This window comes from Streptomyces sp. NBC_00273, assembly GCF_036178145.1.
Lineage (GTDB): Bacteria > Actinomycetota > Actinomycetes > Streptomycetales > Streptomycetaceae > Streptomyces.
In genome coordinates this window covers 984279-1003399 of record NZ_CP108067.1, presented here as the reverse complement: position 1 = coordinate 1003399, position 19121 = coordinate 984279, and the positions used below count along the sequence as shown (strand labels likewise).

At 72.7% G+C, this 19121-nt stretch carries 22 protein-coding genes; 14 read left to right on the top strand and 8 right to left on the bottom strand.

Annotation, left to right across the window (positions count from 1 at the left end; all coding sequences use genetic code 11):
• Positions 1 to 121: 121 nt before the first annotated feature.
• Together OG386_RS04165 and OG386_RS04160 are read left to right on the top strand one after the other, a co-directional pair.
• Positions 122 to 784, top strand: coding sequence for a lysophospholipid acyltransferase family protein (locus OG386_RS04165; RefSeq protein ID WP_328786794.1), 663 nt, complete (start codon positions 122 to 124; stop codon positions 782 to 784).
• A gap of 115 nt (positions 785 to 899) precedes the next feature.
• The gene (locus tag OG386_RS04160) at positions 900 to 1148 is read left to right on the top strand and encodes a hypothetical protein (RefSeq protein ID WP_328786793.1); all 249 of its coding nucleotides are present in this window, start codon (positions 900 to 902) and stop codon (positions 1146 to 1148) included.
• A 9-nt stretch (positions 1149 to 1157) separates the two neighbouring features.
• Here OG386_RS04160 and OG386_RS04155 read toward each other — a convergent pair whose 3' ends face one another.
• The 4 genes from OG386_RS04155 to OG386_RS04140 all read right to left on the bottom strand — a co-directional run bounded on the left by OG386_RS04155 (position 1158) and on the right by OG386_RS04140 (position 3837).
• The gene (locus tag OG386_RS04155; RefSeq protein ID WP_328786792.1) at positions 1158 to 1886 is read right to left on the bottom strand and encodes a hypothetical protein; all 729 of its coding nucleotides are present in this window, start codon (positions 1884 to 1886) and stop codon (positions 1158 to 1160) included.
• 116 nt (positions 1887 to 2002) lie between these two features.
• The gene (locus tag OG386_RS04150; protein WP_328786791.1) at positions 2003 to 2860 is read right to left on the bottom strand and encodes a PhzF family phenazine biosynthesis protein; all 858 of its coding nucleotides are present in this window, start codon (positions 2858 to 2860) and stop codon (positions 2003 to 2005) included.
• 103 nt (positions 2861 to 2963) lie between these two features.
• Positions 2964 to 3317, bottom strand: coding sequence for a VOC family protein (locus OG386_RS04145; protein ID WP_328786790.1), 354 nt, complete (start codon positions 3315 to 3317; stop codon positions 2964 to 2966).
• An 88-nt stretch (positions 3318 to 3405) separates the two neighbouring features.
• Positions 3406 to 3837 carry a GNAT family N-acetyltransferase gene (locus OG386_RS04140; protein ID WP_328786789.1) on the bottom strand — a complete coding sequence of 144 codons (432 nt, stop codon included), beginning with the start codon at positions 3835 to 3837 and terminating at the stop codon, positions 3406 to 3408.
• A gap of 220 nt (positions 3838 to 4057) precedes the next feature.
• On the opposite strand from OG386_RS04140, the gene OG386_RS04135 reads away from it, so the two are divergent.
• The 4 genes from OG386_RS04135 (at position 4058) to OG386_RS04120 (ending at position 7394) form a co-directional block, all read left to right on the top strand.
• Positions 4058 to 4477, top strand: a complete 420-nt coding sequence (locus OG386_RS04135; protein WP_328786788.1) for a YciI family protein — start codon at positions 4058 to 4060, stop codon at positions 4475 to 4477.
• Positions 4471 to 5793, top strand: coding sequence for an RNA polymerase sigma factor (locus OG386_RS04130; protein ID WP_443053092.1), 1323 nt, complete (start codon positions 4471 to 4473; stop codon positions 5791 to 5793). Before OG386_RS04135 ends, OG386_RS04130 begins: the two co-directional genes overlap by 7 nt.
• Before the next feature lie 81 nt (positions 5794 to 5874).
• Complete coding sequence (locus OG386_RS04125) at positions 5875 to 6057, top strand: hypothetical protein (protein WP_328786787.1); 183 nt, start codon at positions 5875 to 5877, stop codon at positions 6055 to 6057.
• Positions 6058 to 6236: 179 nt separating this feature from the next.
• The gene (locus OG386_RS04120; protein WP_328786786.1) at positions 6237 to 7394 is read left to right on the top strand and encodes a serine hydrolase domain-containing protein; all 1158 of its coding nucleotides are present in this window, start codon (positions 6237 to 6239) and stop codon (positions 7392 to 7394) included.
• A 51-nt stretch (positions 7395 to 7445) separates the two neighbouring features.
• On the opposite strand, the gene OG386_RS04115 is transcribed toward OG386_RS04120, so the two are convergent.
• Positions 7446 to 9002 (bottom strand): AMP-binding protein, encoded by a 1557-nt coding sequence (locus OG386_RS04115; RefSeq protein WP_328786785.1) that lies wholly within the window; start codon positions 9000 to 9002, stop codon positions 7446 to 7448.
• Between OG386_RS04115 and OG386_RS04110 the strand changes: the two genes are divergently transcribed.
• The 3 genes from OG386_RS04110 (at position 9001) to OG386_RS04100 (ending at position 11821) form a co-directional block, all read left to right on the top strand.
• Positions 9001 to 9747 carry a class I SAM-dependent methyltransferase gene (locus OG386_RS04110; protein ID WP_328786784.1) on the top strand — a complete coding sequence of 249 codons (747 nt, stop codon included), beginning with the start codon at positions 9001 to 9003 and terminating at the stop codon, positions 9745 to 9747. The two genes, OG386_RS04115 and OG386_RS04110, sit on opposite strands and share 2 nt — an antisense overlap.
• Positions 9748 to 9840: 93 nt before the next feature.
• Entirely contained in the window at positions 9841 to 10254 is a 414-nt protein-coding gene (locus tag OG386_RS04105; RefSeq protein WP_328786783.1) for a rodlin, read from the top strand.
• Positions 10255 to 10576: 322 nt separating this feature from the next.
• Positions 10577 to 11821 (top strand): tryptophan 2,3-dioxygenase family protein, encoded by a 1245-nt coding sequence (locus OG386_RS04100; protein ID WP_328786782.1) that lies wholly within the window; start codon positions 10577 to 10579, stop codon positions 11819 to 11821.
• Between the two features lie 134 nt (positions 11822 to 11955).
• On the opposite strand, the gene OG386_RS04095 is transcribed toward OG386_RS04100, so the two are convergent.
• From OG386_RS04095 to OG386_RS04085, 3 genes are all read right to left on the bottom strand, one after another.
• Positions 11956 to 13050: a barstar family protein gene (locus OG386_RS04095; RefSeq protein ID WP_328786781.1), complete on the bottom strand. Its 1095-nt coding sequence runs from the start codon at positions 13048 to 13050 to the stop codon at positions 11956 to 11958.
• 102 nt (positions 13051 to 13152) lie between these two features.
• Complete coding sequence (locus OG386_RS46855) at positions 13153 to 13446, bottom strand: hypothetical protein (protein WP_443053091.1); 294 nt, start codon at positions 13444 to 13446, stop codon at positions 13153 to 13155.
• A gap of 165 nt (positions 13447 to 13611) precedes the next feature.
• Positions 13612 to 13773, bottom strand: a complete 162-nt coding sequence (locus OG386_RS04085) for a Clp protease N-terminal domain-containing protein (protein ID WP_328786780.1) — start codon at positions 13771 to 13773, stop codon at positions 13612 to 13614.
• 262 nt (positions 13774 to 14035) lie between these two features.
• Between OG386_RS04085 and OG386_RS04080 the strand changes: the two genes are divergently transcribed.
• The 5 genes from OG386_RS04080 (at position 14036) to OG386_RS04060 (ending at position 19073) form a co-directional block, all read left to right on the top strand.
• Positions 14036 to 14203 carry a DUF6480 family protein gene (locus OG386_RS04080; protein ID WP_328786779.1) on the top strand — a complete coding sequence of 56 codons (168 nt, stop codon included), beginning with the start codon at positions 14036 to 14038 and terminating at the stop codon, positions 14201 to 14203.
• A 5-nt stretch (positions 14204 to 14208) separates the two neighbouring features.
• Positions 14209 to 14793: a SixA phosphatase family protein gene (locus OG386_RS04075; protein WP_328786778.1), complete on the top strand. Its 585-nt coding sequence runs from the start codon at positions 14209 to 14211 to the stop codon at positions 14791 to 14793.
• Between the two features lie 417 nt (positions 14794 to 15210).
• Positions 15211 to 16815: an FMN-binding glutamate synthase family protein gene (locus OG386_RS04070; RefSeq protein ID WP_328786777.1), complete on the top strand. Its 1605-nt coding sequence runs from the start codon at positions 15211 to 15213 to the stop codon at positions 16813 to 16815.
• A 23-nt stretch (positions 16816 to 16838) separates the two neighbouring features.
• A complete protein-coding gene (locus OG386_RS04065; RefSeq protein ID WP_328786776.1) occupies positions 16839 to 18566 on the top strand; it encodes a thiamine pyrophosphate-dependent enzyme in 1728 nt (575 codons plus the stop codon).
• A gap of 138 nt (positions 18567 to 18704) precedes the next feature.
• A complete protein-coding gene (locus tag OG386_RS04060) occupies positions 18705 to 19073 on the top strand; it encodes a PRC-barrel domain-containing protein (protein WP_328786775.1) in 369 nt (122 codons plus the stop codon).
• Positions 19074 to 19121: the final 48 nt, after the last annotated feature.

Genomic DNA, 19121 nt, shown 5'->3' with positions numbered 1-19121 from the left:
TGTGACCGTTCGGTCATATTCGCTGAGTACGCCTACTCATGACCCCGCCCGCCCACCGGCCGACCATGGGACACATCGCACCGCACCACCACCGCACCGCACCGTCCGAACGGGGTCGTCCATGCTCAGCCGAATCGCCGCCGCCCTCGTGCCCGCCTTCGGGCGGCTGACCGTCACCGCCGACCCCGTGGACCGGCCCGCCCCCGGCGCCATCCTGGTCGCCAACCACACCTCCCTCGCCGACCCCGCCGTCGTGGTCGCCGCACTGCGCCGGTACGGGATCGAGCCGGTCATCCTGGCCACCAGCGGCCTCTGGCGGGTACCGCTGCTCGGCTCCGCGCTCCGCCGCGAAGGCCATATCGCCGTCCACCGCGGCACCGCCCGCGCCGCCGACTCCCTCGACGCGGCGGCCGTCGCCCTCGCCTCGGGCCGCAGCGTCCTGCTCTACGGCGAAGGCCGGCTGCCCGTGCGCCGCGACGCGGGGGAGACGGCCCCCGGACCCTTCCGTAGCGGCCTGGCCCGGCTCGCCGCCGCGACGGGCGCCCCGGTCGTGCCCGTCGGCCAGGCGGGTGCCCGCCGCCTCTGCTCCGGGAACGGCGCCAAGCAGCTCGCCGGCGTCTTCACCGCCCCGCTGCGCAGGCCCTGCTTCCATGTCCACATCGGCTCGCCGCTGCACCTGCCCGACCGGGTGCCGGAGGCTACGGACCGGGCTCGCGAGGCGGTCACGGCCGCCTGGCGCACCGCGGCGTACGCCCTCGGCGAAGCCGCGCGGGAGACGGCCTGAAGCCGGCTCCGCGGAGGCGCGCCGTGGCACCGCGCGCTGCCCCGGAGGAAGAAGTTCGGCCCCTCGGACCGTGTCGCCGAGCCCGTCACCGGTCACGGCATGCGAACGTCTCCGCATGACCGAAGGTTCGACACCACACATTTCCTCGGCGCGGATCACCGTCCTGGGGGTGCAACCCGGAAACCCGCCCTTCCGCATCGTGGAGGTCGACGGCGAGTTCGTCGGCAGGGCGACGTCGATGACGGACGTGCTCCTGATCGCCGCGGAGGCCGGGATCACGATCCACGACCTCGACGACCTCGAGGTGGTCCACTGGGTCAGTGGCGGCAAGTTCACCTGGACGATCCTGGGCGACAGGGCCTAGTCACGGCACTCAGCGGGTGCTGTGCCCGAGGACCACGTGGGCCGCGGCCTGACCGCCGGCGTCCGTGTCGATGAAGGACACCACCACCGGGCTGCTGCCCGTGGGTCCGCCCGCCGTGGCGCGCAGCCGGTAGCGCTCGGTGCGGACGGCCTCGCGGGCGAGCGGGCCGCCACCCGAGAACAGGGACGCCGGCTTGGCGTCATTGGCGATGCGGAAGTCGGCCGGGCGCCAACTGCCCGAGGCCGGGTCGAAACGTTCCAGCAGGAACCCGGGCCCGCTGCCCGCCCCGGCACCGGCCTCGCCGACCAGCATCTCCATCTGGAAGGCGACCAGCAGGTGCCGGTACTCGGCAGAGTTGCCGTTCCGCAGGGTGACGGTGAACTCCTGCGGGGCACCGCCCCGTACGAGGGCGAGCCGACCTCCCCGGGTGTCGACCGCGACCGTGAGCCGGGTCCGGGCCGCAGGAGGCGTCACGGCCCGGGTCACGGCCGTGGTCGCGGATGCAGAGGACTCGGGCGGCGAGGAGGCGGGGGTCGACGGCGAGGCGGAAGCCGACACCGAGGCCGAGGCCGAGGCCGACACCGACGCCGACACCTCGACGGAGGCCGAAACGGAGGCCGAAACGGAGGCCGCCGCGGCCGTGCCGTCCTCGTCCCCGCAGCCGGTGGCGCCCGCCAGCAGGACGGCGGCCACTGCCGCCGCGCTCAGTGCGCTGCGGTGGCCTCGGGATGCTGGCATGGGATCGGTCCTCCAGGGGTCGGCTTCGCCAGGAAGCTAGCAAGGGGACACCCCTGCCGACGAGGTCGATCACGCCTCGAGGCGGCGACGGTTCGGTCACGGCCGTCCGGGGCCGGTCAGACGCGGAGCGTGGCCTCCACGACGGTGACCGCGCGCCCGGTGAGGAGCACCCGGTCCCCGTGGAGCGCGACCTTGACCAACCCGGGGCGTCCCGAGGCCTGCAGGCCGGCGAGGGCGTCGGTGCGCCCCAGCCGCGCCGCCCAGTAGGGGGCCAGCGCGGTGTGGGCGCTGCCGGTGACCGGGTCCTCGGGGATGCCCCGCGCGGGAGCGAAGAACCGGGAGACGAAGTCGTACCCGGACCCCGCCGTGTCGGCCTCCGCGGTGACGATGACCCCGCGCAACTCCTCGCGCAGCGACAGGGCCGCGACCGCCGCGAGGTCGGGCCGCAGGGCCCGTACGGCGGCCTCGTCGGGCAGTACGGCGAGCAGATCGCCCAGCGCGCCCGTACGGTACGTGGCCGCGGGCCGGATCCCCAGGGCGTCGGCGAGACCCGCGGGTGCCGCGACCCCGGTCACGGGGGCGGCCGGGAAGTCCAGGGTGATCTCCCCGTCCTCCCCGTCCTCCCCGGACCCGCCGTCCTCGGCCCACGCGGTGAGCAGACCGCTGGACCGGCTGAGGAACCGCACGGGGCCGCCGGTCAGCAACCCCTCCCGGCGCAGCACGTGCACCGTGGCCAACGTGGCGTGGCCGCACAGGTTGGCCTCGACGAGCGGGGTGAACCAGCGGATCTCCCAGTCGGCCCCGGCCCCGGCCGGGAGCGGCAGGGCGAAGGCCGTCTCGGGATGGTTCAGCTCAGCGGCGAGCTGCCCCAGCCATGCGTCGTCCGGCCAGGCGCCGGCCGGGAGCAGACACACACCGGCGGGGTTTCCGGTGAAGGGGCGGCTGGTGAAGGCGTCTACGATCTGGATGCGCATGCCGCGAACGTATCGAGGCCAATCGGCCTCCGGGCAAGGCCAATTCCGGGAGAGTGGCCTGCGGCCTCGCGCGGGCGGTACGACCGCCGACGTGACGACGCGGTCAGGCGGGCTGCCACAGTTCGACCCGGTTGCCCGCCGGATCGGTGACCCAGCCGAAGCGACCGACGCCTTCCATGTCCTGCGTCTCCTCGTCCACGTCCGCGCCCCTGGCGCGCAGTTGCGCGAGCATCGCATCCAGGTCGCGGACCCGGAAGTTGAGCATGGTCTGCTGGGCCAAGGAGCCGAAGTAGTCGGTCTCGGACTCGAACGGCGCGAACACCGTCGGCCCGGCGTCCTGCTGCCACAGGCCGTGCTCGTCCGCGTCCAGGCCCAGGCAGTCGCGGTACCACGCGCCGAGGGCCGCCGGGTCGGCCGCCCGCATGAAGTACCCGCCGATTCCAAGCACACGTTCCATGCCGCCATGGTGCCAGGGCGGGGACCGGACGGGCGGTCACCACACCCGCATCCGCCCGGGGGCCACGGCTTCCTCGTGGGCGGACGCGTCAGCCCAGCGGCTTCTCGAAGCTGAAGGCGGTCACGGCCATCCGCTCGCGGAAGTAGAAGCGGTGTGCGTCGGTCCGCTGGGTGCCGGATTCCAGCGTGAGGGCGGTGCAGCCGACGGCCAGGGCGTGCTGCTCCAGGTGCGCGAGCAGCTCGTGGCCCACGCCGGTGGAACGGGTGGCGGCGGCGGTGACCAGGTCGTCGACGTAGAGCGAGCGGACCGACGCGGTGTTGACGACGATCCGCCAGCCGGCCGCGCCCACGCACCCACCGTCCGCGTCGTAGGCGGCGGTGAAGCGCAGCCCCTGGCCGTGCCCCTCCGCAAGGATGCTGAGGAACAGCTCGTCGGTGAGGTGGGGACGCAGTTCGCGCAGCACGGGGAGCAGGTCGGAGGTGTGCCGCGGGTCGCCGGGCTCAAGGTCGATGATCTTCATGTGATGACCCTACTGGGCCGTACGGGACGGTCCTGGGCCGAAGCCGTCGCGCGTGGCCGCGGCCGACGTGTCGAAATGGGAGGGACGGCTCCGACGTCCCGTACGAAAGGCTCCCGATCCCGATCCCGATCCCGTTTCCGATCCCGATCCCGATCCCGTTTCCGATCCCGATCTCGTTCCGGTCCCGGAGCCGCCGCGTAGAACAGAAGGAGTGGCACCCATGAAGTACATGCTGATGGTTCTCGGGAAGCAGGCCGACTACGACGCCATGGGCGGCGCGGCGACCGGCGACGGCCCCGGATGGTCCGAAGCCGACCTCAAGGCGATGTTCGACTACATGGGCGCCCTCAACGACGACCTCGCCGAGTCGGGCGAGTGGGTCGACGGGCAGGGCCTGGCCGACCCCCGGCACGCCCGCCTGGTCACCGCGGCCGCCGACGGCAGCCCGGTGATCTCCGACGGGCCGTACGGGGAGGCCAAGGAGGTGCTCGCCGGGTACTGGATCGTCGACGTCGCGGACTTCGACCGCGCCGCCGAGATCGCCGCCCGCGCCTACGCCTGCCCGGTGCCCGAGGGCGCACCCAACTACCCGGTCGTCGTCCACCCCGTCGACAGCCGCTCGGGGACCGAGATGTGTTGACCACCCCCGGACCCGCACCCGCGAGCGAGGACCTGCTGCGCCGACTGGCGCCGCAGGTCCTCGGAGCGCTCGTCCGCCGCTACGGGCACTTCGACGCGGCCGAGGACGCCGTGCAGGAGGCCCTGCTGGCCGCCGCCCGACAGTGGCCCGAGGAGGGCCGCCCGGCCAACCCGCGCGGCTGGCTGATCCGTGTCGCCTCCCGCCGGCTCACCGACCAGCTGCGCAGCGAGGAGGCGCGAAGGCGCCGCGAGGAGACGGCCGCCGCGCTGACCCCGCGCGACGAGTTCGTGGCTCCGCCGCCGGGGGAGGGCCGGGCCCCCGCCGAGGACGACACGCTCGCCCTGCTCTTCCTCTGCTGCCGGGCCGAACTGCCTCCCGCCGGCCGGATCGCCCTCACCCTGCGCGCCGTCGGCGGCCTCACCACCGCGGAGATCGCCCGCGCCCTCCTGGTGCCCGAGGCCACGATGGCCCAGCGGATCAGCCGGGCGAAACGCCGCATCAAGGCCTCCGGGACCCCGTTCGGCACAGGCCCCGACGACACTTACGACACCTACGCCACCCACGACACGGACGGCACCCGCGGGACCGGCCCGCAAGCGGCCGAAGACCGTGGCGCACGGCTCGCCGACGTGCTCCACGTGCTCTACCTGATCTTCAACGAGGGCTACACCGCCACCTCGGGCCGCGATCTGCAGCGCGCCGACCTCGCCGCCGAGGCGATCCGCCTCACCCGCGCCGTCCACGCGCAGCTCCCGGCCGACGGCGAGGTGGCGGGCCTGCTGGCGTTGATGCTGCTGACCGATGCCCGCCGCAGTGCCCGCACCACGCCCGACGGCGACCTGATTCCCCTCGCCGAGCAGGACCGCACCCGCTGGGACCGCGCCGCCGTCACCGAAGGGGTCGCCATGGTGAGCGACGCCCTCACGCACGCGCCGCTGGGCCCGTACCAGCTGCGAGCCGCGATCGCGGCCGTGCACGACGAGGCGGCGAGCGACGAGGACACCGACTGGGCGGAGATCCTCGCCCTGTACGAGGTACTGGTCCGCATGGTCCCCGGCCCCGTGGAGCGCCTGGGCCACGCGGTCGCGGTGGCCATGGTGCACGGGCCCCGGCGAGCCCTGGCCCTGCTCGCGGACCTGGACCGGGACGAGCGCCTGGCCGGCCACCACCGCCTCGAAGCCGTACGGGCCCACCTGCTGGAGATGGCGGGCGAGAAGGCGGCGGCGCGGGCCGCCTACGCGAAGGCCGCCGGACTCACGCTCAGCGTTCCGGAGCGCCGCTACCTCCTGTTCCGGGCCGCGCGCCTCGCGCAGTGAGCGGGCGGCGGCCCCCGATCCGGGCGTCCGCATGACGGACACGGTCCACCGTTGTCAGAGGCGCCGCCTACTCTTGATCACGTGAGCCCGACCTCTGACGACCGCCTCGTGCCCGAACGATCCCTCGCCGAGATCAACGCCGACATCCGCTGCCTGTTCGCACGTGCCGAGGGCCGCCTCTCCGACGCGGAGCGGATCCGCCATGCCGCCCTGCTGGGCGAGTGGGCCTCGGCGATACGCGCGTCGGTGGTCCCCGCCGCCTAGGTCCTGTCGTCAAAGTGGCGTCGCGGGCCCGACGGGACTTTGACGACAGGGCCTAGCGGTCCCGCCCCGGTCGGCCCCGCCCCCGCACGGTCGGGCCGCACCGGTCGTGTCGGACCGATGATTCCGGCGCCCGGCGGCAGTCTTCCCTACGAGCATCCGCACGTACGAGAAGGTGGACCATGAGCGACCTGCGCAGTCTCCTGGAGACCCACGTCGGTACCGGATCACTGCCCGGCGCGGTGGCCCTGGTGGCACACGGCGAGGACGTCGAGTTCGCGGCCGTCGGCTCCGTCGACACGGCCGGCACCGCGCCGATGGCCCGCGACTCCCTCTTCCGGATCGCCTCGGTCACCAAGCCCGTGACCGCCGCGGCCACCATGATGCTGGTCGAGGAAGGACTGCTGGCCCTCGACCTCCCCGTGGCCCGCTGGCTACCGGAACTCGCCGCGCCGACGGTGGTCCGTACCCCCTCCGCGCCGCTCGACGACGTGGTGCCCGCCGACCGTCCGATCACCCTCGCCGACCTCCTCACCTTCCGCGCCGGGTACGGCTTCCCCGCCGACTTCTCGCTGCCCGCCGTGGCGCCACTGTTCGGCGGGCTGAAGCAGGGGCCGCCCAGGCCGCAGGAGGTGCCGGAGCCGGACGTCTGGATGGCGTCCCTGGGGCGGATCCCGCTCCTCCACCAGCCCGGGGAGGCGTGGCTCTACAACACCTGCTCCGACATCCTCGGGGTGCTGATCGCCCGAGCTACCGGACAGCCCTTCCAGGACGTCCTCGCCGAGCGCGTCTTCGAGCCGCTCGGCATGCGGGACACCGCGTTCTCCGTACCGCCGGGGCAGCTCCACCGGTTCACCAGCTACTACCGGGCCGCCCCCGACGGCGGAGCCCTGGAGCTCGTGGACGCGCCCGACGGCGAGTGGAGCACCCTTCCCGCCTTCCCGTCCGGCGCGGGCGGCCTCGTCTCCACCGTCGACGACCTGTACGCCTTCGGTCGGATGCTGCTCGCGGGAGGCGCGTACGGGGGTGGCCGGCGGCTGCTCTCGGCGGACTCGGTGCGGCAGATGACCACCGATCACCTCACCGCGCCCCAGCGCGCGGCGGGCACCCTGTTCCTGGAGGGCCAGGGCTGGGGTTTCGGCGGCTCGGTCGACGTGGCCCGCCTCGACCCCTGGAACGTACCGGGCCGCTACGGCTGGATCGGCGGCACCGGCACCGCCGCCCACGTCGTCCCCGCCACCGGGACGCTCACCCTGCTCCTCACCCAGCGGGAGCTGGCCGGCCCGGCCTCGCCCGAGGTGATGCGGGAGTTCTGGACCTACGCCGCCGCCCGCCCTTGACGTCCCAGCCCGCCCCGACCTCCCCGCCGGAACCCGACCTCTCCTCCGAGCCTACGTCCGCCGGCCGGCGCCCCCTTCTGCCCGTTCCCGCAGCCGGCGCTTGTCCGGCTTGCCCCGCGCCGTCAGCGGGATCGCCCGTTCCCAGAACACCGCGGTCGGCCGGTGCGCCGGGGCCAGCTCCTCCTCCACCAGGGCACAGGCCTCGGCGGCGAGCCCGGGGCCGGGCTCGTACCCCGCCGCCGGTACCAGGAACGCACACACCTCCTCGCCGGTGAGGTCGCTGTGCCGCCCCACCACCACGGCCCGTGCGACGGCGGGATGCCGGGCGAGCGCGGCCTCGACGGGCACGCAGTACACGTTGTCCCCGTGGACCATCACCACGTCGTGGATCCGGTCGTCCAGGTACAGGTAGCCGTCCGCCCCGAAGTGCCCGAGGTCCCCCGTCCGCAGCCAGCCGCCCCGCAGCACCCCGGCCGTCAGCCCGGGCCGGCCCCAGTACCCGGTCATCATCGCCGCCGACCGCATCCACACCTCGCCCGTGCGGCCGGCCGCCACCGCCGTGCCCCGCCCGTCGCGCACCTCCACCTCCACCCCCGCGACGGGCCGCCCCACCGACGACAGCAGCTCCGGCCGCCCGGCCACCGCCGCATCGTGATCGGCGGGGGAGAGCCGGCAGATCACCGCCGCCTCGTTCGTGCCGTAGCCCTGCCGCCACCGGCCGCCCCAGCGGGTCACCGCCTCGCGCAGCCGCTCGGGGTGGACGGGCGAATCGCCGTAGGAGACCGCCTCCAGCCCCGGTACACCGTGGGCGGTCGCCGGGTCGTCCAGCAGTCGGTAGACCATCGAGGTCGTCAGGTACGTGGCCACCGGCCCCAGGCGCCGGCAGGCCGCCGCGAACTCCGCGGGCGCGAACGGTTCCAGGATCTCCACCCGGCCCCCGGCCCGCCACTGCTCCAGGCACCGCCCGCCCGACCGCTGCGCCAGCGAGGTCACCGACAGGTACACCGACTCCGCCCAGGCCGCCGGTCGTACGGCGTTGCGCGCGGCCATCGCCCCGAAGGTGGAGGCCACCCCTTTGGGCCGCCCCGTGGTCCCGCCCGTGTACGTCACCCGCGCCACGTCGTCCTCCCGCGCCCGCACCGACACCGCGCCGGGCCCGCCCCGGCCGGCGGCCCGGCGGAGCAGCTCGGCCAGGTCGAGCCCGGGCGCCCCGGTCGCGGGCACCGGAACGTCGTGCACGACCAGGTCCGGCCGGCAGTCCCGCAGGACGAAGTCGAGCCCGTACTGGGCGGGGCCGGCGAGCACCTGGGTCAGCCGGGCGCCCAGCAGGTGCGCGGCGATCCGTACCAGCAGCACCTCCGGCCGGTTCGAGCCCGTGACGCAGGCCAGTCCCGAGCCGCGCCCGATCCCCGCCGCGGAGAGCGCCCCCGCCAGTCGCAAGGCCCCGTCGAGCACCTCTTGGAATCCGAGGACGACCGGTCCGGCGCCGAGCGCGGGCTGTCCGGCGTACCGCTCCAACGCCCCTACCAGCGACGTGACATACCGAGCGGCCACCATGGGGGACTGCCTCTCCGCGCCGCTCCGGGACACCGGCATGATGGACGTCATGACGAACGAATCCCGGGCTCGTTCCTTCAGCTCCGCGGCCGCACGCTACGCCGCCCATCGCCCCGCGTACCCGCCCGCGCTCTTCGACACGCTGGCGGAAATGGCCGGCTTTCCACTGGCCGGAGCACGGGTCGCCGACGTCGGGGCGGGAACGGGGATCGCCACCGCCCTCCTGGAGGCCCGAGGGGCCATGGTGGTCGGGGTGGAGCCGGGCGAGGGCATGGCGCAGGAGTTCCGCCGCCGCAATCCCGGCACGCCGCTGGTCCGCGCGGACGGCAACCGGCTGCCGCTGGCCTCCGGCTGCCTGGACCTGTTGACGTACGCGCAGTCCTGGCACTGGACGGACCCTGCGCACGCGGTCCCCGAGGCCCTGCGCGTGCTGCGCCCCGGCGGGGCCCTGGCGGTGTGGCAGAACGATCCGGACACCGGGGTCGGCTGGATCGCCGATCAGCAGGACCGCATCGAGAAGCGGTTCGGCCCGGGCTGGTACATCAACGAGCGCGCGCTCTCCCAGGAGGGGCTGCGCTTCACCGACCGCCGGCTGGCGTGGTCGCGCCGCGTCCCCGTCGACACGCATCTGGCCAAACTGTCCACCCACTCCCTGTTCCTCATCGGCGAGCCCGGAACGGACGCCTTCCTGGAGGACGAGCGCGCCCTCCTCATGGAACGGTTCCCGGACGGCTGGGTGGAGGAGCACTACGTCGTCGAGCTGAGCGTGGCCGTCCGGGGGTGTGAGACGCGGTAGGGGCCGTTCGGGTGAAGCGGCGCAACCTGTGTTCTCCCCGGCCGTTGATCAAGGTGCTTATCACCGTGCACTCGTGCGACATAAGGACCACTGATGATCAAGAAGTTCATGGCCACCGCCGCCGTCACCGCGTCGATCGTCGGAGTGGGCGCGGCCATGGCCGCCCCGGCCATGGCCATCGGCAACGACAACGGGGTCAACACCGTCCAGGGCAACGGCGCCGCGCAGATCTACGGCAACCAGGAGACCCGCGGTGACCTGAGCCCGCAGCTCGGCGCGATCCAGGGCACCCTGAACAAGCCCTGCATCGGCCTGCCCGTCAAGGCCAACGTCCAGTCCGTGGCCGCGCTCCTCGCCAATGTCGGCGTTCAGGACATCAACGTCCTGTCCAACCCGCAGAACCAGCAGTGCACCGAGAACTCCACCCAGGCCAAGGGCGACGAGCCGCTCTCGCACATCCTGGACAACATCCCGGTCCTGTCGGGCAACCTCTCGGCCAACAGCTGACGCAGTCCCCTTCTGCGAGCCGGGGCCTCCGACGCCTGCGCGAGTGCCCACGGGGCCCCGGCTTGTTCCATCCAGATCCACGGTTCCCCGGATCCGCCTCCTCCACCGGCGCGCGGCGGCCGACCGGCCGCCGGAGTGGGCACCGAACCGTACGCCACAGAGCCTCCGCCCGACCGGGCCGGAGGCTCTATGCGTGTCCCTGCCGCCCTTGTCAAGACACGAATGTTCGAGACATGACGGGCAGTGTTCCGATCATGCCCACTTGAATCTTCCGCTCCACCCGGACGGGGTGGGGCCAGGCAGGTCCAGGAGGCGAGTGGAGATGAACCCGGAATGCGCAGAGGCGGACCGTTGGGCGGCCATCGGACGCCTGGACGGGGACGGCGGAGCACCGGACGGAATCCACCTGGCGCGTACCGTCACGCAAGAGGTGCGCCGGACCGGGAAGCACTTCCTGCCGCAGCCCCTGCTGCTTCGGCTCAGCGAGATCCGGAGCCACCGCGCGGCGGACCGCCCGCCCCACCTCCAGGCGTTCCTCGACTGCATGCTCGACAAGCACGAGGGGCGTTACTGGAACCGGACCTACCTTTCCCTTCCGCTGCTGGAGCTTCTCCTGGGCGAAACGGGGGAGGCGCCGGACCCGAACCGCATGGCCACGCTGCTCATATCCGACGTCATACGCTTCGAGATCCAGGCGGAGACCACGGCGCGGGAACCGCAGGAATCTGAGGAATCGCGGGAATCGCGGGAATCGCGGGAATCCGTGGACCGGGACCCGCCGGACCCGGTGACCCTGCGCAAGCGGCTGCACCACGCGCTGCGCTTCGTGGCGCACGACCTCGACGGTCCGGACGCCGATGCCCTGATCTCAGGGGCGGCCCACGTCCCGTGGTCCCGCTGGGCGGACATCGCCGAACTCCTGCCCCGGCCCACGGCCACCGAGGCCGGCCACTGGTTCGACATGACGGTTCAGCCCGGGTACGTGCTGCACGACGAGTACCTCTTCATCCGGGCGCTCCAGGCCCATGAAATGATCTTCATGGCGATCGCGGCGGACGTGCGGGCGGCGATCGAGGCGCTGCGCGCGGGCCGGCTGGACGCGGCGGCGGACCATGTGGACCGTGCGGCCGGTCACTTCGACCGGGCCTCGGCGCTGTTCCGGATGGTCGCCACCATGCGCCCCGGACACTTCTCCGCGTTCCGGCAGTTCACCCAGGGCGCCAGCGCCGTCCAGTCCGAACAGTACAAGCGCTTCGAGATCTTGTGCGGCCTGCCGACCACGTCGCGGCTGCAGTCGGCAGCCTTCACCGGCGTCCCCTCCGTACGGGGCGAGGCCGAGGGCGACGCCCACGACACGGTCGTCGGGGCCTACCTCGACCTGCGCCGCTCGGCCCGCTTCGACGAGGCCGAGTGGAACCGCTTCCGCAACGCGCTCGGCGGGCTGGAGGAGCGGCACCAGCGCTGGAAGTCCACCCACCGGAGCCTCGCCGCACGCATGCTCGGCGGGGCGCACGGATCGGGCTGCACCGCGGGTGTCCCCCACCTGGCTGGCTGCGTAGGTATGTGACAGCTCCTTGAGCGGGCCCTCCGGGAAGTCCGCCCGATGGAAGACGGACCGCACGGCATCGCCGTAGTTGACCCGGCGCACAAGGGGTGGGGAGCAGCCCGGGCATGGTCGATGCCCTGCGGGCGGACCATGGGTCACGCCAGGGTGACGTGCATGCCGCCCTCGGCCAGGAGATCGAGGACCACACCGAACAGGTCGTAGGGCTGGCCGTCCGGTGACAGGGTCTGGGACAAGTGCTCGCGTGCGGTTGCAGCGTCCTGCCAGAGCAGAGTTGCGGGGGCGGTGTAGCCGAAGGTGCCACCCAGGCAGTCGTCGAGGGCGGAAAGGCAGCCGCCGAAGTAGCCACCCGGCCCGTTCACCGCCTCGCCGAGCGCCAGGTAGAGGCCCGGTTCATCGGTGACGTGCCGACCATCGAGTTCGTAGGCGTGACCGGACGGCCGGTCACGGGGGGCACGGTAGGCGGCTCGTTCTCGGACGAGATCGTGCCAGGCCCAGCGGCGCCGGGTATCAAGACCGGCCCAGGCAGCTGCCGTGTCGGGCGGCCCGACGAGCCACCGCTCCCAGATGGGCCGGGCGTGTTCGGGAACGGGCGTGAAGAGCCCTCCGTCGAGCTCCAGATCGATCAGATCCGTCCCGTACGAAGAGGGGCGCCAAGCATTGACCCTGGCCCAGAGCAGGCGTTCGGTGAGCAGCTCACCTCGATCGTCTCGTACCTCAAGGGCGGCCTGCTCCAGGTCCAGGGCTCGCCGGGTGCCCTTCGCCAGTGCCGCTCGCAGCAGATCGGCCTCGGCGAGCCCACGCAGGACGAGCGGGGGTGCCGGCTGCTCGTGCGGCAGGACACGGACGAACTCCCGGCAGGAGCCCAGCCATCGGCGCCCGTCATGCACTCGAACGCGGCCGCTGTGTCCCTCGGGCGGACCTTCGTAGTCATCCAGGCCGGTGAGCACGAGACTGTCCGTCCCACGGGGCCGCCCAGGGCTTTCCGCGTCCTCCAGCAACCAGGGGTCGAGCGCCTCATCGTCCGGCACCAGCCACAGTCGGTTGCCGACCCAGCCGCCCATCTCTGCTTGTGGAACCCAGCCGAACAGTTCGTAGATCCCGCGCTGAGGCTCTCCGAACAGCCCTTCCGCCACGGAGCAGACGCCCCAGGCGCGCCCGTGCTCCGTCTCGGTCAGCGTGTACCGCGTTCGCCCGCGATGGTCTTCTTCCTCATGCACGCTGGGAATCATGCCGGTACAAGGTTTCAACGGCGAAGCCATTTCCCTGGCGGCGCGCTCACCGCCCTCGGGCCGGCGGAACCGCACCCCCGCTCCAGGACGGGCACCGCCCCGTCACGCCCTCGCCACGAGGGTGAACTCCTTCACGAGCGTGGTGCAGAAGACGTCCAGGTCGTCGGGCTTGCGACTGGTGATGAGCGTCGCCGGGGCCGCGCGGCACACCAGTACTTCCGGGGACGCGGCGGCCCGTGCGGCGGCGGACGGGGACTGGGGGCCGCCGACCTGGTGCCCACCGGCGACCCGGCCCGAGACCTGGACCGGCTGCTGGACCGGTTCCGCGACGAGGTCCGCGACGTGGCGCGGGACCGCGGGGCGACCGCGGCCCGGGTGGCCGAGGCCCGCGGGCACCTGAAGGCGGCCTGCGGCCGGCTGGGAACCACGTTCGGGGCCAGGCCGTAGCCCGCCCGCGGCCCCGCTGCCGGGGCGCCGCCGCGGACCCCGCGCCTCAATCGCCGGCGGGGCTGAAAGTGCGGGGCTGCGCCCCTGGAGCTTCCCCAGCTACCGCCGGGGTGGTCAGGCTGCCAGGGTGGTTTCGGCCGTGCCGTAGGTGACGCCGTGGTCCGACAGGACCTCGGAGACGGTGCCGGGGCGGGAGATCAGGGCCAGCAGCAGGTGCAGGGTGTCGATGTGGTTGTCCTTGCGGCCCAGCGCGATGCGCAGCGACTGCTCCAGCACCTTCTTCGCGCCCTCGGCGCTGGGCCCCGCGCCCGGGGTGGACGGTCCCGTCCGAACCCTCGGCGGAGCGGATCCGTCATGGGCACCGGTTGGAATCAACCGCACCCGGTGACGCCCTCTCCGTAGGTGGCCGGGGCCGCCTCGGATCCGGGGCTGGACGGGCGGCCGCGAGGACTGAACCGCCGGGCGGCGGGTAGGCGCCGGATAGCTCCGGCCGACCTGCTGGAAGGGCGGGCCCGGCCTTCCAGGCGAGGAGGCAGTCATGTTCGCATGTGCTCCGGACCCGGGACCATGCAACACGCCTCGACCGTACGGCGGCGGCGTACTCCCGGGCGAGACTCCGCCGGGCGAGTCGAGCGCCGGCTCCGGGCCCGCGCGGGCTAACGAGGACGGGCACGCGGTCGTGCACCTCGTCCCGCAGTGGAGGTGAGCATCATGTCCCCCGGTGCCGCGCCACACGCGACGTCCTCGTCCTCCGACTCGGCGTCCCCCTGCCGATTGCTGCTGGTCCGCCACGCGAAGGCCGTGCCCAAGCACGTGGCCGAGGACTTCGAACGCTCCCTGAGCGACCGCGGACGAGCTGAAGCGGCCGAGACGGGCCGTTGGCTTGCCGCATCGGGCTTCGCGTTCCATCTGGTGTTGTGTTCCCCGGCCCGAAGGACGCGGGAGACGTGGGAGCTGATCGCCCCTGCCCTGCCGGACGTGCCGCCCGCCGTCTACGACGACGAGGTCTACGATGCGGCCCCGGACGCCTTGGCCACCGTACTGGCGGAGCGGGGAGCGGGGCTGAGCCACGTGATGCTGGTCGGCCACAACACGGGCATCCACGAGCTGGCCACGTCGCTGTGCGGGAGCGGCCCGCCGGAGCTGCTGGAACGGCTCAGGGAGGAGCTCCCGACGTCGGGTGTCGTGGTGGTGGACCTTCCAGGCGGGTGGGAGGACCTGACCCCGGGCGACGGCCGCAGTGGTCACCTGACTGCCTTCTGGGCACCCGCCCACCAGGATCCGCCTGAGGAATGACCGCGTGCCGGGCCGTGTGCGGGGCAGCGAGGTAGTCGACGCCGACCGACGCGGTAGGCCCAGACGCTGCGGGCCTTCCGCGCCTCCCTCCCCGTGGTCCCGGATCCGGAGGGATCTGCGTCGACGGCGCGCCTGCCCGGAGACCGCGCTTCCACGCCCCCGTGTGCGGGAGCGCCGGCTCGCTCCGCGCAAGGGTGTGCTCCAACCGTTTGGGTCGACGGAGACCGGTCATAAGCCTGGTCACGGGAGTCCGCGACGGTGAGCGGCGCGGACTCCCCGGCGGACCCGGGCCGCGTGCTGGCATCCCCCCCGCCAGCACGCGGCCGGGCTCCTACGAGGCGGGCTGAATCGAGCCTCCCCCGCACCCCAGGCCCCCCGGGAATGCTTGGCCCGCGGTCGTCGGGACACAAGCGGGGCATGCTGAAGGTACTCACCCTGATCCTGCCCGGCGCCGCAGCGGTGCTCGCCGCGGTCGCCGCCGTCCTCCTCTCGTCCTGGTGGTGGGCCGTGGCCGTTCCGTTGCTGCTGCTCGTCCTCGTCGCCTCGTACGACCTCTCGCAACGCCGCCATTCCCTCCTGCGGAACTACCCCGTGCTCGGTCACCTGCGGTTCGCCCTGGAGGCGCTGCGGCCGGAGATCCAGCAGTACTTCATCGAGCGGAACATCGACGGAAGCCCCTTCGACCGGGACACCCGCAGCATCGTCTACGAGCGGGCCAAGGGCACTGACGCGGAGGAGCCGTTCGGCACCGAGCGAGATCTCCACCGCCCGGGCAGCGAATACCTCACCCCGTCCATGGCCCCGCACCCGGTACGGGCGGATCCGCCCCGGGTCCGGGTCGGTGGACCCGACTGCACCGAGCCGTACGACATGGCCCTGCTCAACGTTTCGGCGATGAGTTTCGGCTCCCTGTCCGCCAACGCCGTCCTCGCCCTCAACACCGGTGCACAGCTCGGCGGTTTCGCCCACGACACCGGCGAAGGCGGCGTGTCCGCGTATCACCTGCGCCCTGGCGGAGACCTCGTGTGGGAGATCGGCACCGGATACTTCGGGTGCCGTACCGACGACGGGGGCTTCGACGAGCGGCAGTTCGCCGAAAAAGCAGCACACCCACAGGTCAGGTGCGTGTCGCTGAAGATCAGTCAGGGTGCCAAGCCGGGCATCGGCGGAGTCCTGCCCGGTGCCAAGGTGAATGCGGAGATCGCGTGGGTGCGCGGTGTGCCGCAGGGGGAGACCGTCGTCTCGCCGCCGTTCCACCGCGTGTACTCCACCCCGCGCGAGCTGGTGCGCTTCCTGGCCCGCATGCGGGAGCTCGCCGGCGGCAAGCCCGTGGGGTTCAAGCTGTGCGTCGGCTCGCGCCGAGAGTTCCTCGCCGTGTGCAAGGCCATGCGGGAGGCGGACGTCACCCCCGACTTCATCGTCGTCGACGGGGCGGAGGGCGGCACGGGCGCGGCGCCCCTGGAGTTTGCCGACCACGTGGGCCTGCCGCTCGGCGACGGCCTGATGACCGTCCACAACGCCCTCGTCGGTTCCGGGCTGCGCGACCGCATCCGGATCGGAGCCTCCGGAAAGGTCGCCACCGGCAGTGACCTCGTCAAACGCCTGGTCCAAGGCGCCGACTACACCAACTCGGCCCGCGCCATGATGTTCGCGATCGGCTGCATCCAGGCCCAGCGCTGCCATACCAACACGTGCCCCGTCGGGGTCGCCACCCAGGACGAGCGGCGCGCCCGGGCCCTGGACGTCGATGACAAGGCGCAGCGCGTACGGCGCTACCAGGAGGCGACCGTCAAGAGCGCACTGCAGATCATGGCGGCCATGGGCGTCGACGACGCGCGCGGGCTGCGCCCCCACATGCTGCTCCAGCGGGTGGACCCGCACGCCGTCCGCTCGTACGCCGAGCTCTACGCCTGGCTCGCCCCCGGAGAACTGCTCGCATCGCCGCCCGAAAGCTGGGCAGCCGACTGGAAGGCGGCCGACCCCGGCCGCTTCACCCACTTCACCCGCCGAACCGGCCGCTGAACCGGCAAACGAAGGGCAGTCCCGTGGCACGTACCGTCGCCCACGTCATCGTCGACGCACTCGAGGAACTCGGCGTCCAGCACGTCTTCGGCGTCGTCGGAGACGCCTTGAACCCGCTGACCGACGCCATCCGCACATCCGCCGGCCTGCACTGGGTCGGCTGCCGGCACGAGGAGGCCGCGGCCTTCGCCGCCTCGGCGCAGTCCCAGCTCTCCGGGACCCTCGGGGTGTGCATGGGCACGGTCGGACCCGGCTCCGTGCACTTGCTCAACGGCCTCTACGACGCCGCGAAGAGCCGTACGCCCGTCCTGGCCATCTGCGGCCAGGTACCCCTCGCCGAGATCGGCAGCGACTACTTCCAGGAGGTCGACAACGACCTGCTCTTCCGCGACGTCGCCGTCCACCGGGCCACCGTCACCTCCCCGGACCAGATGCCGCGCCTGCTCGAATCGGCCGTGCGCGCCGCCGTGACCCGGGGCGGAGTGGCCGTCCTGACCGTCTCCGGCGACCTGGGCGATCAGGAGTTGAGCGACGACAGGCCCACGCGGTTCGCCCTCGACCGGGCCGTCACCCGGCCCGACGACCCGGCCCTCGAACGGGCCGCCGAGCTGCTGAACGAAGCGTCCCGGGTGACCCTCCTCGTCGGCCAGGGCGCCCGCGAGGCCCGTACCGAGGTCCTGCGGACCGCCGAGCTGCTGGCGGCGCCCATGGTGCTCACGCTGAAGGCGAAGGAGGGCTTCGAGGACGACAACGCGTTCCAAGTGGGCCAGACCGGCCTCATCGGGAACCCCGCCGCCTCCCACGCGCTCGACAGCGGGGACGTGCTCTTGATGCTGGGGACCGACTTCCCCTACCGGGAGTGGTATCCGAAGGACGCCAAGGTGATCCAGGTCGACTCCCGCGAGGACCACCTGGGCCGCCGCACCCCCGTGGACGTGGGCCTGGCCGGTGACGTCGGCGCCACGCTACGGGCCCTGCTCCCGCTGTTGAAGGCGGCCTCGGACCGGGCGCACCTCGACGCCGCCCGCGAGCGTTTCGTCCGCTGGCAGGAGGGACAGCAGCGGCTGGCCGACCCCGCGCACGAGCACCGCTGGACCGGGAAGCTGCGGGCCGCCCTGGACAACCGCGAGCACGCCGTCCGCCCGGAGACGTTGGCCGCAGCGGTGGACGCCTATGCCGACGACGACGCCGTCTTCACCTCCGACACCGGTATGGCCACCGTCTGGCTCTCCCGCTTCGTCACGATGCGCGGCGACCGCCGCCTGATCGGCTCCTACAACCTCGGCTCGATGGCCAACGCCATGCCCCAGGCCCTCGGCGCCCAGCTGTGGGCGCCCGACCGGCAGATCGTCGCGCTCTGCGGGGACGGTGGGCTGAGCATGCTGCTCGGCGACCTCATGACCATCAAGACGTACCGGCTGCCGGTGAAGCTCGTCGTCTTCGACAACCGCCGCCTGGGCATGGTCAAGCTGGAACAGGAGCAGGCGGGCCTGCCCGAATTCGGAACGGAACTCGACAACCCCGATTTCGCTGCGGTTGCCACGGCCCTCGGCCTGACGGGGATCCGGGTGACCGACCCGGCCGAGCTCCACGAGGGCGTGCGCAGGGCCTTCGAGACGCCGGGGCCGGTCCTCCTGGACGTGCTCACCAATCCGGAGGAAGTGGCAGTGCCCGGCAAACCGACGGTGGCCCAGGGCTGGGGTTTCGCCGTGGCCAAGGCCAAGGAGCTGCTGCCGGGACGCGAGGGCTGACGGCCGCCGCGAGACGCCGGCTCCCCCACGAAGTTCCCGCGAGCGGCAATCTCGTACGTGCACAACGGGGAAGCCGGGGCAGACGCCGTTCAAGAGGTTGGTTGATCCTTTCATTCACACCGGAGGAGTTGTTTTCACGTGACCGAACATGTGTGGAGTTACAAGTCGACGTCGGGCCACCTGGCCGGGACCGATCTCACCGGCTACGAGGTCGAGGCGGTCGACGGAAGCATCGGCAAGGTCGACAAGCACTCCGACGAGGTCGGTGACGCCTACCTGGTCGTCGATACAGGGGTGTGGATCTTCGGCAAGGAAGTGCTCCTCCCGGCCAGCACCGTGATCGCCGTCGACCCGGAGGAACGGACGATCCACGTGGAGCGCACCAAGGAACAGATCAAGGGCTCCCCGGAGTTCCACCGGGACGAGCACCTCGGTGACGCGGGCTACCGCGAGCAGCTGGCCCTCTACTACGGCCCCGCCGGCCCGTTCGGCGGCCCGTTCGTCTGAACCGCCATGCGGGAGGGGCCCGGACCCGAGACGGGTCCGGGCCCCGAT

Excerpts from the sequence above, each read along its gene's own strand:
- OG386_RS04165 (WP_328786794.1), top strand. The coding sequence starts at position 122 with ATGCTCAGCCGAATCGCCGCCGCCCTCGTGCCCGCCTTCGGGCGGCTG.
- OG386_RS04160 (WP_328786793.1), top strand. The coding sequence starts at position 900 with ATGACCGAAGGTTCGACACCACACATTTCCTCGGCGCGGATCACCGTC.
- OG386_RS04155 (WP_328786792.1), bottom strand. The coding sequence starts at position 1,886 with ATGCCAGCATCCCGAGGCCACCGCAGCGCACTGAGCGCGGCGGCAGTG.
- OG386_RS04150 (WP_328786791.1), bottom strand. The coding sequence starts at position 2,860 with ATGCGCATCCAGATCGTAGACGCCTTCACCAGCCGCCCCTTCACCGGA.
- OG386_RS04145 (WP_328786790.1), bottom strand. The coding sequence starts at position 3,317 with ATGGAACGTGTGCTTGGAATCGGCGGGTACTTCATGCGGGCGGCCGAC.
- OG386_RS04140 (WP_328786789.1), bottom strand. The coding sequence starts at position 3,837 with ATGAAGATCATCGACCTTGAGCCCGGCGACCCGCGGCACACCTCCGAC.
- OG386_RS04135 (WP_328786788.1), top strand. The coding sequence starts at position 4,058 with ATGAAGTACATGCTGATGGTTCTCGGGAAGCAGGCCGACTACGACGCC.
- OG386_RS04120 (WP_328786786.1), top strand. The coding sequence starts at position 6,237 with ATGAGCGACCTGCGCAGTCTCCTGGAGACCCACGTCGGTACCGGATCA.
- OG386_RS04110 (WP_328786784.1), top strand. The coding sequence starts at position 9,001 with ATGACGAACGAATCCCGGGCTCGTTCCTTCAGCTCCGCGGCCGCACGC.
- OG386_RS04115 (WP_328786785.1), bottom strand. The coding sequence starts at position 9,002 with ATGACGTCCATCATGCCGGTGTCCCGGAGCGGCGCGGAGAGGCAGTCC.
- OG386_RS04105 (WP_328786783.1), top strand. The coding sequence starts at position 9,841 with ATGATCAAGAAGTTCATGGCCACCGCCGCCGTCACCGCGTCGATCGTC.
- OG386_RS04100 (WP_328786782.1), top strand. The coding sequence starts at position 10,577 with ATGAACCCGGAATGCGCAGAGGCGGACCGTTGGGCGGCCATCGGACGC.
- OG386_RS04095 (WP_328786781.1), bottom strand. The coding sequence starts at position 13,050 with ATGATTCCCAGCGTGCATGAGGAAGAAGACCATCGCGGGCGAACGCGG.
- OG386_RS04080 (WP_328786779.1), top strand. The coding sequence starts at position 14,036 with ATGTTCGCATGTGCTCCGGACCCGGGACCATGCAACACGCCTCGACCG.
- OG386_RS04075 (WP_328786778.1), top strand. The coding sequence starts at position 14,209 with ATGTCCCCCGGTGCCGCGCCACACGCGACGTCCTCGTCCTCCGACTCG.
- OG386_RS04070 (WP_328786777.1), top strand. The coding sequence starts at position 15,211 with ATGCTGAAGGTACTCACCCTGATCCTGCCCGGCGCCGCAGCGGTGCTC.